The 15,052-nt window shown below is 35.9% G+C and carries 16 protein-coding genes; 13 read left to right on the top strand and 3 right to left on the bottom strand.

What is annotated here, in order from left to right:
• The first annotated feature begins 45 nt into the window (after positions 1-45).
• From J2X07_RS15840 to J2X07_RS15830, 3 genes are all read left to right on the top strand, one after another.
• Complete coding sequence (locus J2X07_RS15840) at positions 46-1,008, top strand: helix-turn-helix transcriptional regulator (RefSeq protein WP_310260834.1); 963 nt, start codon at positions 46-48, stop codon at positions 1,006-1,008.
• Between the two features lie 74 nt (positions 1,009-1,082).
• On the top strand, positions 1,083-1,715 hold the full coding sequence (locus J2X07_RS15835) for a type 1 glutamine amidotransferase family protein (protein WP_310260831.1): 633 nt from the start codon (positions 1,083-1,085) through the stop codon (positions 1,713-1,715).
• A 534-nt stretch (positions 1,716-2,249) separates the two neighbouring features.
• On the top strand, positions 2,250-2,411 hold the full coding sequence (locus tag J2X07_RS15830) for a hypothetical protein (RefSeq protein ID WP_310260828.1): 162 nt from the start codon (positions 2,250-2,252) through the stop codon (positions 2,409-2,411).
• A 635-nt stretch (positions 2,412-3,046) separates the two neighbouring features.
• On the opposite strand, the gene J2X07_RS15825 is transcribed toward J2X07_RS15830, so the two are convergent.
• Positions 3,047-3,583, bottom strand: coding sequence for a DJ-1/PfpI family protein (locus J2X07_RS15825; RefSeq protein WP_310260825.1), 537 nt, complete (start codon positions 3,581-3,583; stop codon positions 3,047-3,049).
• Positions 3,584-4,022: 439 nt separating this feature from the next.
• Between J2X07_RS15825 and J2X07_RS15820 the strand changes: the two genes are divergently transcribed.
• From J2X07_RS15820 to J2X07_RS15815, 3 genes are all read left to right on the top strand, one after another.
• Positions 4,023-5,603: a DNA-binding protein gene (locus J2X07_RS15820; protein ID WP_310260822.1), complete on the top strand. Its 1,581-nt coding sequence runs from the start codon at positions 4,023-4,025 to the stop codon at positions 5,601-5,603.
• Between the two features lie 468 nt (positions 5,604-6,071).
• Entirely contained in the window at positions 6,072-6,260 is a 189-nt protein-coding gene (locus tag J2X07_RS19990) for a Spo0E family sporulation regulatory protein-aspartic acid phosphatase (RefSeq protein ID WP_396194407.1), read from the top strand.
• Between the two features lie 156 nt (positions 6,261-6,416).
• Positions 6,417-6,710, top strand: a complete 294-nt coding sequence (locus tag J2X07_RS15815; protein WP_310260819.1) for a hypothetical protein — start codon at positions 6,417-6,419, stop codon at positions 6,708-6,710.
• Positions 6,711-6,845: 135 nt separating this feature from the next.
• On the opposite strand, the gene J2X07_RS15810 is transcribed toward J2X07_RS15815, so the two are convergent.
• Positions 6,846-7,727, bottom strand: coding sequence for a phosphatidylinositol-specific phospholipase C/glycerophosphodiester phosphodiesterase family protein (locus tag J2X07_RS15810; RefSeq protein ID WP_310260816.1), 882 nt, complete (start codon positions 7,725-7,727; stop codon positions 6,846-6,848).
• Between the two features lie 180 nt (positions 7,728-7,907).
• Between J2X07_RS15810 and J2X07_RS15805 the strand changes: the two genes are divergently transcribed.
• Positions 7,908-8,141, top strand: a complete 234-nt coding sequence (locus J2X07_RS15805; protein ID WP_310260811.1) for a YolD-like family protein — start codon at positions 7,908-7,910, stop codon at positions 8,139-8,141.
• Between the two features lie 500 nt (positions 8,142-8,641).
• Here the strand turns inward: J2X07_RS15805 and J2X07_RS15800 are convergent, their stop codons facing one another.
• Positions 8,642-9,829 carry an MFS transporter gene (locus tag J2X07_RS15800; RefSeq protein WP_310260809.1) on the bottom strand — a complete coding sequence of 396 codons (1,188 nt, stop codon included), beginning with the start codon at positions 9,827-9,829 and terminating at the stop codon, positions 8,642-8,644.
• Positions 9,830-9,994: 165 nt separating this feature from the next.
• On the opposite strand from J2X07_RS15800, the gene J2X07_RS15795 reads away from it, so the two are divergent.
• The 6 genes from J2X07_RS15795 to J2X07_RS15770 all read left to right on the top strand — a co-directional run bounded on the left by J2X07_RS15795 (position 9,995) and on the right by J2X07_RS15770 (position 14,909).
• Positions 9,995-10,795, top strand: a complete 801-nt coding sequence (locus J2X07_RS15795; RefSeq protein WP_310260806.1) for a cupin domain-containing protein — start codon at positions 9,995-9,997, stop codon at positions 10,793-10,795.
• 14 nt (positions 10,796-10,809) lie between these two features.
• The gene (locus J2X07_RS15790; protein WP_310260803.1) at positions 10,810-11,757 is read left to right on the top strand and encodes a pseudouridine-5'-phosphate glycosidase; all 948 of its coding nucleotides are present in this window, start codon (positions 10,810-10,812) and stop codon (positions 11,755-11,757) included.
• Between the two features lie 9 nt (positions 11,758-11,766).
• Positions 11,767-12,540, top strand: coding sequence for an HAD hydrolase-like protein (locus J2X07_RS15785; RefSeq protein WP_310260800.1), 774 nt, complete (start codon positions 11,767-11,769; stop codon positions 12,538-12,540).
• On the top strand, positions 12,455-13,039 hold the full coding sequence (locus J2X07_RS15780; protein ID WP_310260797.1) for an NADPH-dependent FMN reductase: 585 nt from the start codon (positions 12,455-12,457) through the stop codon (positions 13,037-13,039). The genes J2X07_RS15785 and J2X07_RS15780 overlap by 86 nt, the downstream gene beginning before the upstream one ends.
• Before the next feature lie 285 nt (positions 13,040-13,324).
• A complete protein-coding gene (locus tag J2X07_RS15775) occupies positions 13,325-14,155 on the top strand; it encodes a hypothetical protein (protein WP_310260795.1) in 831 nt (276 codons plus the stop codon).
• A gap of 415 nt (positions 14,156-14,570) precedes the next feature.
• On the top strand, positions 14,571-14,909 hold the full coding sequence (locus J2X07_RS15770; RefSeq protein ID WP_310260793.1) for a hypothetical protein: 339 nt from the start codon (positions 14,571-14,573) through the stop codon (positions 14,907-14,909).
• The last annotated feature ends 143 nt before the right edge of the window (positions 14,910-15,052 follow it).

Genomic DNA, 15,052 nt, shown 5'->3' with positions numbered 1-15,052 from the left:
TAATTATATATAGAGTGATATAGAGTGACACAGAGGTGAAATTATATGCCTAAAATTGACAATATGTTAGCAATTCTATGGATGCTTCGTTCAGGTGAAAAAATTACTGCAAAACAAATTTCAGAAAAGTTAGAGATGAATATAAGGACCGTGTATCGTTATATTGATACAATTTCAACAAGTGGCGTACCTATCATTTCAGAACCAGGACATAACGGTGGATACACATTATTGGACAATTTTATTGAGGCTCCTCTATTTTTTGATTTTGAGGAGCAAACTTCATTATTTCACGCTGCTGTTTTTGCAGAAGAAGCCGGATATTATGGTGGTGAGGCACTAAAAAGGGCTATTTCAAAACTAAGTAACTACTCAAATCAAGAACAGGAAACAAAGGTAAACCAACATTTAACGAGTCTTGAAGTAATCAGTCGATTACGTTCACTTTCTATGGAACCTTTTTTGAAGGAGTTGGAGCAGGCCGTAGCTGACGGGTACTCAGTAAAAATTGTTTACCATAAAAGTGGAGAAACGCAATTAAATGATAGATTGGTCGATCCGTACAGAATGATCTATTGGAATAATAAGTGGTATGTGATTGGATTTTGTCATCTTAGAAATGATATCCGTAGTTTTAGAGTAGATCGAATTGAAAGTCTAATGCTGACTGAAAATACGTTTAACCGGCCGGAAGATTTTTCAGCACGTGACTTTTTTACAAGAAATCTTCTTCCAGCTATAGAAGATAAGGAAGGGATTATTGCTTTGGTTATTTCTGGGGACAAAAGTGTATTGGATGATATTTGCCAACATTGGTTTTTAGGACATTATTTACAGGAACGGACTTCAAACCAAGCCGTTTTTCTTCTTGAAAAAGATGTGATTCATACATATGTACCTTATTTACTTTTACCGTACAATCAATCTATTAAAGTGATTGAACCGATCAGTCTGAAGAAAAGACTTGTTGAAGTTCTGTCGGAATTAATAAAATTTCATGAAGTATGATCACTTCCCTGACGCTAACTGTCAGGGAAGTTTTATTATACTGGCTATATCAATTGTGATTGGAGTGTTATTGGATGCAAACAAAAAAAGTCTTTTTATATGTATTTAATACAATGTCAGACTGGGAATATGGATATTTAATAGCTGAACTAAGCTCAGGAAGGTATTTCAAAAAAGATTTAGCACCTTTAAAAGTAATGACAGTAGGAGCTAATAAAGAAATGATTACGACTATGGGAGGGCTGAGCATAAAACCAGATATGTCCCTTGATGAATGTACTTTTGAAAATAAAGATCTTTTAATTTTACCGGGAGGAACTACTTGGAGTGAAGGCATTCATCAGCCTATCTTGGAAAGAATTGGCCAGGCTTTAAAGCTTGGCACCATTGTTGCTGCAATTTGTGGCGCAATTGAGGCCCTCGCGAATAGGGGATACTTAGATACTAAAAAGCACACAAGTAATAACTTGGAATATACCAAAATGGTATGTCCTAACTACAAAGGAGAAAAGTTCTATGAGTTGGGATCTGCAGTATCTGATGCGAATTTAGTTACTGCATCAGGAATAGCTCCTCTGGAATTTGCAATGGAGGTGCTGAAACAATTAGATGTATTTACACCAGATGCATTACATTCATGGTATAACCTAAATAAGACTCATAAACCTGAATACTTCTTCCAGTTAATGAATTCAATAAGTAAATGAAGTAACTGAAAAGCTCAATTTCTCTATTTTGATTTGTAGAGAAGTTGGGCTTTTTAATTTAGAATTTCCTTATCGTTGTAAATCCGCATTTTCCTGACGCATCCCTTAATAAGGTAAGCACTTTTATTATGAATATTTTCCTTGAGTATACCGCTCGAATTTGAAATTATTGGTATTAAGTTAAAGGGCAGGATAATTAACATTAAACAATTTTATTTGATAAAAATTTGCCATTTTAAAAAACAAAACCCTTGAATCCTCAAGGGTTTTTAACTGTTATGCATGGTGGAGACTAGCGGGATCGAACCGCTGACCTTTTGGCTGCCAGAGGAATTCTAGTAAGAAAACTGAGTTAAATTAGATTAATTAAAATTAAATAAGTCTTATTTTATAAGGGTTGTTTAATATTTGGAGCAATCTAGGTAAATCTAAATCAATGAAATTAATTAAGTCTGTGCACTAATTCGTGCACGCTTTTCCTTGTAACAGCTATAAGTATAATTAACTGTAGAAACTAACAGCTAGGGTGAGAGCATGCAAATCAAAAGAGGAAATATCGTTACATATGAAAATGAACCACATATCGTACTGCACGTTTATACGTCTGATTATCTTGAAATAAGAAAAGTTGATGAGGGATATGTGCCACGTGTTGTATTAGTGCACCAATCTGAGGTTTCAGCTAATAAAATATGAGACTCCATGATTTTGTACTTAGAATTTAGCTACTTATTCTTTTTTAATTCTAACATTCCAGTCAGTGGTGACATAACACCATCTCGAGAAGACGTTATCTTGTCCTAGAGACTTGCCGAAGCAGGCAGGATGCTTAAATTGCAAAGAACTTATCTCAAATTTAGACATTAAATTCTCAAGAATTGGAACTTCAATAATTTCATTAGCTTCATCTGTTATAGTTGCGGGAATTTCTTCCGTTACTACAAACAAGCTAGATGCTCAACTGCAATTGCATGAAGCTCAGGTGGAACATCAAATAGAATATCAGATGAATCATCCAGAGGGCTTATAAGAAGAATATAGATTTTGTAATCAAAAATTCAATATAATCTTAAACAATCGAGTGCTCTAATTGAAAAAATGGCATTAAAAACTACAGACCCGCAAAAGGTTGAGTAACTGAAAAAACCTGAAGCAGTTTTAGCTTCAGGTTTTTATATTAGTCTGTATTAGTCTCATTAAAATCAAGTGCACTAGCCACTAATATTCTAGATTTTATTTCGTTTGCGAGGTCTCTGCACTCGCTGTCCGAACTCTGAAGCTTTCTTAAATATCAAATAAAAATCACTCTCCAATAAAGAGAGTGTCCTCAATTACTTTATTCCTTTATAAAAGTTATACTCATTGATGCTTTCAATGCAGTTCATACGATCACCGATCAACAGTCCAAAATCAATAAAAGCATGAGCCTTAGCAGTAATCAAGTTTTGATCCTCTATGACGGGGCGGTTAACATGATAGCCATCCTTTATAGAAGAATGATTACTTGTTGATGAGGTCGTATATGTCCTTCCCTTTAATAACCCCGAACGACTCAGGAAATAAACGCCTTCCCCAATGGCTGCGATCGTTATCTTTTCACGGTTAAAATCATGAAGCAATTTCATTAGATGATGATTCATTGAGACTGTCGTCTCTCCCCCAGGAAGAATTAACATATCGTAATTCCATGATTGAATGTTTTTTATCTTAACACTTGGTTTGATGGTTAACCCGCAAGCCGATTGCACTAGACCTGGGAGTAAGGAGAAAGTATGAAGATCATACTTTTTATTCAATATGGATAAAGCCGCAACAACTTCAATCTCTTTAAAATTAGGATATACATATAATAGAACGTTCTTTGCCACATGCTACTTCCATTCTATTTATTAAACTACCCCACAGGGCGTAATAGAATTGTAGCATCAGAACAAGTTTTTAGTTATTGGGAAATAAGTCTCGGGTACATAGTATTAATTAAAGGGCATTTGAAAGAATTTTCCCAAGTTTCCCTTTCAATAAAAAGCAAATCCTCTTTCAAAAAGCAATTTAAAAAAATCTTAAAGAGAGAAGCCCAATCAAAGCAATAACTCGATTGATGATTGATAGAAATAGGTCTTTGGTCTAAAGAAAAGTAATTAGATTAATTTAATAGGAAATTTTTCTGTTTCAATGAAAAGGACTAAATAACCATTTATGTTAAAAATATTAATAATTTACAAAATATTTAATAAACTATCAAACTGACTTGCTATAATGCTTTTGTAAAAGGAAATCTTTTACACCAATTTGAGAGGAGCATTCAATATGCAAAGAAAGTTTGGTCGTTTGGGATTTGCCGTTTTAACACTCTTTACCGCTTTATCCGTTTCATTTCCTTCTTCTCTTCAACCAGTTTCAGCAGAAAGTGCAACAGATCCAGCACCTGAGATAAAAGCAAAAGTTATCAATAGCAACAATGGAAAGAAAATATTATTTGATAACACACATGGCCAAACAGCGGGTACAGCGGATTGGGTTATTGATGGAGGGTTCTCGGACTTTGGAAACGGACTCGCGAATAACGGTTTTGATGTAAAAGAGCTTCGTAAGACAACTCCGATTACATATAGTGATCTGAGCACCTATAGCGTTTTTGTTATTCCTGAAGCGAACATTCCATACAAATCGTCTGAACAAGCAGCGCTTCTTCAATATGTTCAAAACGGAGGAAGTATCTTCTTTATCGCAGATCATTACAATGCTGACCGAAACAAAAACCGCTGGGATTCTTCAGAAGCTTTCAACGGATATCGCCGAGGGGCATGGACTAATCCAGAAAAGGGTATGAGTACCGGAGAATCGAGTTCTGCTGCTATGCAGGGTGTGACGAGTTCAGATTGGCTAGCGACAAACTTTGGAGTTCGGTTTCGTTATAATGCGATCGGTGACGTTACAGCCAACGATATTGTAGCGCCTACCCAATCATTTGGCATCACGCAAGGGGTATCAACTGTCGCGATGCATGCAGGTTCGACAGTTGCCATCATGGACCCTAACAAAGCAAAAGGAATTGTCTACCTTCCGAAAACAACAACGAAATGGGCAAGTGCAGTAGATCAAGGTGTCTATAACGGTGGAGGACGAGAGGAAGGTCCGTTCGCGGCAGTTTCAAAAGTAGGTGCAGGAAAGGCAGCATTCATCGGGGATTCTTCACCTGTAGAAGACGCCACACCAAAATATAAACGAGAAGATACCGGAGCATCCAAAACAACCTATGATGGATATAAAGAACAAAATGACGCTACATTGCTTGTTAATATCGTCAACTGGTTAGCGATCCAAGAGAGCTATACCGCTTTAAATCAAATATCAGGTTTACAGTTAGATACAGCAACAGCTTTACTTTCATCAGAAACACCGAGTCAGTCAACGGAACCTCAGACAGAACCATGGTCAGCTCCTACAGCAGGGTACCTTTGGTATGATACAACAACGTTTGCATCAGGATCATATGGTTATAAAACAAATCAACCTCCAGTAACGAGTGGATATTCGTTCGATCATCAGGCTGTTCTTCCAACAACAGGGATTTTCCAAGTTAGAGTGAGAGTAAACGGACTTACAGCGAATACGACGTATAGTAACTTAAACCTAGGAGTCTATAACGGATCTGGTACACAAATCGCAAAAGTTCAGAACTCTGATGGCAGCTGGCCAGCAGCATACGGATACAGCAGTAATTTTGCAATCACGACCGATGCCCTGGGTAACGGGCAAAAAGTTGTAAATATTCAATTAAACCCTAGTTCATCAGGAAGCGCTAATATGCGTCTTCGTCAAACAAGTACCAATGTATATACGGAAGCCGTAACAGTAGGAAACGTAGCAGTTGAGCCACTTCCGTAAAAAAATTGAGAAGTAAATACCATTTTGTTAGTACTTGTTTCTTTAATTTTTCATTTAATTATTACTGGGGAGTAATAATACGAAGATTATTCAGATTTTAATAATTACCAACCTAAAGTCACTATTCATAATTCATTAGGTGAAATATGAATAGTGATGGTACATATAATTTTCTTCTAAGCCTCCAACGCAGTGGGAGGCTTTATTCGTAATACAAAAAAATCCATAAACGAAGCGCATTAAAGACGAATAATAAAGAGTTGTAACAGTCCTTCTCTTTTTGATTGTTTTTTTGGGGGTATTCTAGTGAAAATAATTTTGAAAGTTATATAATTAGTTAATATGAAATGTTTTAGTAGGTTATAAGTATTAATTCGCTTGAATTTTAATACAAAAATCCGATACAGTTTAAATAAACAATTTTTAATAATAATCTAAGAGCTAGAAAGGACTGGTTAATAAAGGGTTGTGAAAAGGTGTAAATTAGAAATACAGATTGATATTACTAGAAATGAATTGTATGAATTAAGTAAGAGAGGTATGAATCTAACGGATCCATTGCTCCTTTCAAAAAGTGAGCAATTAGATCAATTAATAAATGAATATCAAAAATTAATGATGGATGCAGAATCTTATTTAAAGACACAAAAAATTTAAGATTCATTCGCTTTATTAAAATATTAATGTAACTTTAAAAGCCTTTCTCTTTGGAGAAGGCTTTTGTTAAAAATTAAGCAAGATTACTCAGTTTCACTTTAACTATTTAGCACAATAAATGTAATATAGAATTTCATCATTCTTGGAGGTGTCATCATGGTAATCTTTACTGAGAAAACTTATAAAAATGAGAAAGGCTATTTTTACATACCTGTTACCTGGAGAGAAGAGTTTAAACTTTATAATGGAGTGGAAGTGGGTATAGATTGTTTTAATGATTCTGTCATTGTTATTGATCGAGCTCCTGCAAGAGAATACAAACAATTCGTTTCAGCAAAAGGTAAATTGACAATACCACTAGAGTTAAGGCAGAGATTAAATAATCAGTCGTATCATATTATCATTGAACAGAGAGATGAAAGAATAATATTAGCGCCAAAATTGAACTGATGTTATCAATCAATTGAAATTCTAATTTTCTTAGAAATAATATACTCAAACAAATTAATATATGGCTGCTGTAGGTTATCCTCTTACTGTTAACGGTTTTCACAGCAGGAAACTCGAAAATTTTTTAAAAATTGTTTACCACTTTATATGCTGCCCAGTAGGATCTGGGTCATTTTCGAGTAGGTACTTCTGTAGACCTGACAGATCGTCAGTGTTAATTAAGTCCACATCTGCTTTCATAAGCTCATCCCAAACAGCTTTACGGTTTGGTAGCGAGAGGTCAGGGGTAGCCCAGAACCGGACCATCTGTCCGTTGTTGTGTGCTGTTTCTACGATATGGTTCAGCTTGTCTCGCTCTTCCTTTGGCATTTCACCTGTTCCTTGCCATGAGAAATGTTTCATCCAGTTATCACTGATAACAGGCATAAAGTCATTTGACGCATGTGTATCTAGATCATCCATTCGTCCATCATACGCTGCGTAACGAACAACTTGGTTTTCCATCAATTCTCGGGGGCGATTCCCTGAGATTATTACGGTCACAGCTTTTTGGTCGACTCCAACTCTTGAAAATTTCGTCAGCATCTTTTGATAGTTAGCGAGCTGTTCATGAATCTTTTTATATGTCGTAACATCTTCTGATTTAACATCAATCCACAGTAAGAAATCTTGATTTTTATCTTTGTAGACAGATCCTTGGTTCTGAGTGATCTTTTGTTTAAGGGGTTCTAAATATAAAGACTCTAACGTTCGTTCTGGTTTTACATCTGCCTCGTCATGGGCAACAAGCAGTTTACCATCTTCCAGCCATACATCAGCTTCCACACTAGTAAAGCCATGGTCCAGTGCATCGTAAAACGGTCTTTCGTGTTCATAGTCATTGTGCGCATGGGCTTTTGCAAGAGGGACAATAGTTGAATCATTTAACTCAGGTGCTGCGAAAACCGATGTGGTTGATACCGGCAACACGATTGCTGTTAAGGCCAAAGACATTATTAACTTCAATCTCTTCATCATTTCTTTTCCTCCCTATATAAATTCACTTTTTATCCTACTTCACAATCTTGATAAAAACATGAAATCAACAGAAACTTAACAAATAATAAAGACTGTTTACAACCAGTAGTCACCACTCAACTATTCATGATAATATAAGAACATACGTTCCTATGAGATAAATGAAATGGGTGGTATTAGATGCTGCGAGATCGAGGGAATATAAAATGGCAGGGGATGTTCTTACCGGAACATGTGAAGTTATTAGTAGAATATAATCAGGTGCAAAAAAAGAAACAACGGCCGGTTTTAGATGAACAGCAGATGGAACTCATACAGGAAACCATCTATCAAGGGATGGAAGAGGGCAGAAGCTTTTGTTTTACATACTTTCATAACGATGACTATCATTTGCTGATTGGAAAGGTACACTAAGTAATTCTGTTCAATAAAGAATTGCATATTCAAGATGCTCAAGAGGAAATTTGCAGATTAAAATTAATGGATCTCATTGATGTCAGAATTCACTAGGTTTATAAACTCCTACTATCAATCTTGTTATTCAACAAACTGACCAGATTTTTGAATAAAAGAAAAAAGTTTTCAAAGTGAATATGCAGAATGAACTTTGGTAGTTTAAAATCAATTTTAGAATATTCATGGTAAATTTGTAGTACTTAAATTGTAAATGGATTCAAAGTTGATAGGAGGCTTGTTGATATATAATAAAAAAATGACTACGCAAAAACGACTCCTCAAATTTACGAGTCGTTTTTGCATTATTTTATGAAATTTGTAATGTAAAACCATCATCATTAAGCTACGTAATTTAAAATAAGTACCTTTGAATAAAACTTTAAAAATTCAATGGCCAGAAATTATTCATTAAAGTTCTATTCGAAATTAGATATCTAGTAAAGATAGCTCCTCTTTACTTAATGAGATTTTGCAACCTGAGTTATTTTTGTATAAGCATTTTCTGTTAGAATCAGTATGATTGTAAGGATTACACCTATAAAAGCTAACCCGCTAAAGAAGAGATAAACGATATGGATATTATAGAATTCATAGAGGTATCCACCCATGAATGTACAAAACCAGTTACCAATGCCGTTTCCGACTGCAGCATAAAATGTAACGGCTGTTGCTTCCATGTTGACTGGCGCTATTTGCTTAATGAACTGAAGACCGGCAGGAATGAATAATCCGACAGAAAATCCCTGAATCACGGTTGAAAGGTAAATGATTGTCATATTTGGTTCAAAGTAATATAAAACCCAACGTATTAGTGATCCTATGCCAGCAAGTAATATGACAGATAAGATTCCATAACGCTTTATCAAACGACCAGACATTCTCATGAAGGGAATCTCCATACAAACTGCCAACATAAATGCAATACCTATACCAGTATATCGGCCTCCACTATCTTCTACTAACAAGCCAAAGTATGTATTGTTTGAAAGATTGGGTGCAAAAATCATAAAAGTGATTGCTAAGAAGAGGATATACTTACGATAGACAAATAATTTTTTAACGCCTTCTCCTAGATTTACTTTTGTTATTTGTCGTTCTCTTGGTGCAAGCCAAGCTAAAACGGATGCGACGAATAACGCTAGTAAAAAAGAATAAAAAATAACTTTGGGTCCTAAGCTAGATTCAGAGAGTTTTCCCATCACAAATACGGCAAGGCCAAAACCTAATGAGCCAAACAATCGGATGTTTCCATAGCTATAATTTATTTTGCTTGTGTACTTTAAAGTAATACTGTCGGATACAGGGATGATTGCACTCTGGAAAATAGCTATGGCTATGGCTGTTCCAATAAACCAATTTAACTGGCCAAATACCAGATAACCAATGCCTGATACTCCAGTAAATAGAACGGTAACCGTTAATACTTTCGTTGGCGCCTGTGTATAATCACAGATCATCCCCCATATTGGCTGTAAGAAAATCATGATAATTGGACCTAGCGACATAATCAATCCAATTTGGGATCCGTTTAATTTTTCTACCTCGCTTAAATACACACTTAATAATGGAAAGAGGCTTCCTACCCCAAAAAATGCAAATAAATAAAATCCCTGTAGCGTTATGATCTGACGTTTTTCACGTTGCATTTTTGTCCCTCCTCAAGTTGAGATATTCTTTATTTTATGCCCAATCCGTCAATAGTCAACGCTATTTACCCCCGTAAATAACATGTTAACTCTCCTTACTGGTTACTCACTTCTTTCGTTATCCTATACTGATGTTGAGTACAGCAATTATGAGGAGGAAAGAATATGGCGATATCCGTAAATGAGCTAACAAGAGGTGCCGTAATTCGAAAGAAAGACTTTATTTGGGAACAATCTGGTCCATTTTCGTTAGCGCATCCGATCCGCAAAGAACTGGGATCCATAAATATCACAGGAGTTGTTGTGGACATTCCGAAAGGAGAAATATGGACCTGCTGCGAAATGGCAAAAAATCAAGAAGTAATCGTGGTGATTTTTAGTGGTGGTGGGAAAGCCACAATCGGTGATGTGAGTCAAACCGTTGAGAAAAATGCTTCCCTTTATGCTCCAACGGGACTTGCCTATTCGATTGAAGCGGCGGAGGAAACGCGTATTTATATCTGGCAGAGTGACTTGTTACCTGGTAGTAAAACGTCTACTTCTCCTCGTCATTTTAATCATTTGTTTAACAATGAGACAATTTTTGAAGGATTCATGGGAACTGATCCAACCCAAACAAATAATTCTCCAGCTAACATGAACTTCCTATTCTGGCCAGGGACAGGTTGTTCACATCTTAGTCTGCATTGCGGCATTCAAGAACCGGGACAAAATTTTGGGGTTCATTCCCATCCCATTTCTGAAGAACTATTCATAGGGGTTGAGGGTAAAGGCCAAGTTCACCTTGACGGTGAATGGATTGATTTCGAAGAAGGAGACATTCTTTATTCACCAGAGAATATCTATCATGGTACTAGAAACCCTGATGTGGGACTAAATGCGAAACGTTTTGTTACATGTGGTGGTCCTGTACCGTTTGATGTGAATTTTTACACACTTGCTGGTTTGTCACCTGAAGTCAAATAAAGGAGTGAAATGAAATGGAAAACTTAAAAAAACAACTTATCTATTCTAAAGAAGTTATGGATGCAATCGCTGCTAATAGACCAATTGTGGCACTAGAATCTACCATTATTTCTCACGGTATGCCTTATCCACAAAACAAAGAAACAGCATTAGCTGTTGAAAAAATTGTAAGGGAACACGGAGCAGTACCCGCAACTGTAGCAATTATTGAGGGTGAGATTAAAATTGGTCTTACGGAAGAAGAAATCGACTTCCTAGCCACTGCGGATGATGTCATCAAAGTAAGCCGCCGTGACCTACCGTTTGTTGTTTCCCAAAAGAAAAATGGCGGAACGACTGTAGCGTCTTCTATGATTCTTGCAGAACTTGCTGGTATTCAAGTATTTGTTACAGGTGGAATCGGTGGAGTTCACCGAGAAGCTCAAATTACCATGGACATATCAGCTGATCTAGAAGAGTTAGCAAATACCAGTGTTGCGGTGGTGACATCGGGACCTAAATCCATTCTAGATCTAGGTTTGACGCTTGAATATCTGGAAACAAAGGGGATTCCTGTCCTCGGTTTTCAAACGGATGACTTTCCTGCATTCTTTGCAAGAAAGAGTGGCTATAAAGTTGATGCTCGCATGAATTCGGCAGCTGATACGGCTAAACTTCTCTTTACAAAATGGCACACACTACAAATGGATGGTAGCGTTTTAATCAATAACCCGGTACCGACTGAGTTCGCTTTGGAAGAATCATTTATTGAATCTATTATTGAAAAAGCACTCTCAGAAGCGAAAAAAGAAAACATTAACGGAAAAGCTGTTACCCCATTTCTATTAAAACGTGTGAAAGAATATACAGAAGGCAAGAGTCTGGTCGCAGCTATTGAACTTGTAAAAGATAATGCTAGAGTTGGCGCTCAGGTTGCGTATGAACTGCAGCATCTTAAAAATTGTACGTTAGAACTCGTATAGGAGGTACTTATGAAATCTTACAAACATGTATTGTTTGATTTGGATGGCACTTTAACGGATCCTAAGCTTGGGATAACCCAGTGTGTCCAGTATGCTCTTAGCAAATTTAATATACATGTAACGGATCTACGTGTGCTTGAATGTTTTATTGGTCCCCCTCTTGATGAATCTTTTCGGGAATACTACGGACTCGATGCAGCTCAATCGACTAAAGCTGTGGAATTTTACAGAGAGCGATTTCGAAGTAAAGGACTTTATGAAAATGAAGTGATAGAGGGCATTCATGAGATGTTAACGGCATTAAAAGAAGACGGTGTGGAGCTACATGTGGCTACATCAAAACCAACCGTTTTCGCAGAAATCATTTTAAGACACTTCAAGTTAGACCACTTTTTTGTCTCAATCATCGGTAGTAACCTTGATGGTACAAGGTCAAAAAAAGTAGATATCATCGAGCATATACTTCTCACTCAACCTCAGATAGATAAAGATTCAGTCATCATGGTTGGGGACCGTAAACATGACATAATAGGCGCGAATCTTGCATGTGTTGATTCAGTAGGTGTCACTTTCGGATATGGATCAGAAGAAGAATTACTCGGTGAGAATCCTACGTATATCGTTAATAACGTATCTGACTTACTGGATGTACTGCGTTTAAAAGAAAAAGCAATTTCAAGAGAAAGGGATGTTTTTAATGAGAATAGCATTAGTTTGCGGCAGCGTACGCGAAGTATCATCAACAAGGAGCCTTTTAAAGCAATTAGAAAAATTTTTAGATGATGTTCAAGAAGTGAAAGTCGACTTTTTTGATCTGAAAGAAACACCTCTTCCTATTTTTGATGGTTCACTCGAAAATCGTAAGCAAGCGGAAAGCTTTGTTGAACGTATGAATCTTGCGGACTGTCTTATCGTAGCTTCACCAGAGTACCATAATTCATTCTCAGGAGTGCTGAAAAATGCCTTTGATTTCGTCTCTGGTGAGCAAATCAAAGGAAAACCGATTGGTATCATTGCCACTTCAGGTGGAGGCAAAGGCGGTATAAACTGTTTGAACAGTATGCGTACTTTCCTACGCGGCCTTTATGGGATGGTGTTAGCCGAGCAGATCGTGGTTGACGGTGTTTTTTTTGAAGATGGTCGTTGTATCAATGTAGATTTGCTGGAAAAAATAAACGATCTGACCAATGAAGTCATTGATTTTGCTAATATGCTTCAACTTAGAAAAAACCGACCTGATTTGTTTGAAAAGACAGAACAAGAAAATAACATCTGCATATGAAATGAACTGACACTCAGGGTATTTCCCTGAGTGTTTTTTACGAAGCAGGAAGAATGGAATACTTTATAGTTACGGGTTCGGCATTGTAGAAAAAAATACAATTAACATTGTATTTTGTAAGAAAAATTGCAACATCGAAACTATCATTCTTTTAACTAGCATGACATGACAATGAATTTAACCAACAAAGAATCGTTGTGAATGATTAAAATGTATTCTAAATATTTCCTTATTTGTTTATAATAGTTTATGTGTGAATTACTATATATATGGGGGCATGATTTGTTGAATCATTATATTTGCGAGACATGTGGAGTTCAATATGAAAATTCAAATGAAGTACCCGTTCAATGTTTGATATGTGAGGAACAAAGACAATATGTGAACCCTAATGGACAGACTTGGACAACATTAGAAACGATGACTAAAATTGGATTGTATAAAAATAGTATTAATCTTGAAGAAGATGGCTTATATGGTATAAAAACGAGTCCAAGTTTTGGAAGTGGACAAACCGCCTATCTTGTTCAAGAGAAAAATTTTAATTTAATGTGGGATTGTATTACGTATATCGACCAGGATACAATTACAAAAATTAGAGAATTAGGTGGAATCGATGCAATTGCTTTATCCCATCCTCACTACTTTTCAAGTCAAATAGAATGGGCGGAAGCTTTTGATGCACTTGTTTATATCCATGAGGATGATAAAGAATGGGTAACTAGACAAAGTGATAAAATCGTTTTTTGGTCTGGGGAATCACTTGAATTACAAGAAGGTGTCAATCTTCAGAGAATTGGCGGACATTTTAAAGGCGGTACGGTTTTAGAATGGAAAAATGGCAATAACCAGAACGGAATATTAATGGTTGGGGATATCATGCGAGTTGTTGCTGACCAACAGATGGTAAGTTTTATGTATAGTTACGATAATTATATTCCGCTGCCAAGTACAACTGTTGAAAGAATAGCGAGCAGGATAAATACATTTACATTTAATCGGTTATACGATGCATTCAAAAGTGTCATTAAAGCAGAAGCAAAATCCTGTGTTCTACAATCAGCGAACATATATGCTGAAGCCGTTAATGGAAAGCTTTTTACTTCTATTAAATAAAACTTAATGATGTAAAATTCCTATCAATTTGAACAAAAAGAGCAGCCAAGTATGGTTGCTCTTTTTGTTGTAATTATTGCTTAATTGGTTTTAGTTGGAAATAAATATTCGATATAAAGAAGTTGAGCACTAGCAAACGTTGAAGGATACGTAACTACTAATAAATAAAATAAATTTTGTAAATTTTTACTATTTTTATCCTTCTTTTGCTATGATTAAATTGTAATATTTTGAAATAAATGTAATATCCAGTTAGAAAATGAGGATTGTTTCTCTGAAAGTATTTAGTTAGGTTCTTATTTTATTTACATAAGGTAAATGATTTTTAACGGATACCCCACGGTAAGAAAATAGGAGAAAATTAATTAAGGTTAATTAAATAAACCAGACAAAATTGCTTAGGAGGCAGAAAAAGTTGAAAAAATTATTTGCAGGGATTGCACTATCATTAACTATATTAGGGACAGGAACTTTCGGATTTTTATTTATAGAAAAAGGACCAATTAATTTGTCTGAAGCAATCGATCCGACACCTATTGTTAAACAGGATTTTAGAGTGGCGGAAGCAATCGATCCAACGCCTATTATCAAGCAAGATTATAGAGTAGCAGAAGCGATCGATCCAACGCCTATTATCAAGCAAGATTATAGAGTAGCAGAAGCGATCGATCCAACGCCTATTATCAAGCAAGATTATCGAGTGGCGGAAGCGATCGATCCAACACCTATTATTAAGCAAGATTTTTCGGCATAATCTTAAACACGTTTCAACAAATGAAAAAAAATGGATGGATTTATTTAATTAAATAATATATTAACCTAATCGATTCACAAACTCAGTTTCTAGCATTTACAAGTCTTTTAAGGTAAGATACCGAAAATAAAAAGAAGCCGAAA

The organism is Fictibacillus barbaricus, from assembly GCF_031457135.1.
Taxonomy (GTDB): domain Bacteria; phylum Bacillota; class Bacilli; order Bacillales; family Fictibacillaceae; genus Fictibacillus; species Fictibacillus barbaricus_A.
Note: the sequence above shows the minus strand (reverse complement) of the source record. Positions and strands in the feature narration are given on the sequence as shown.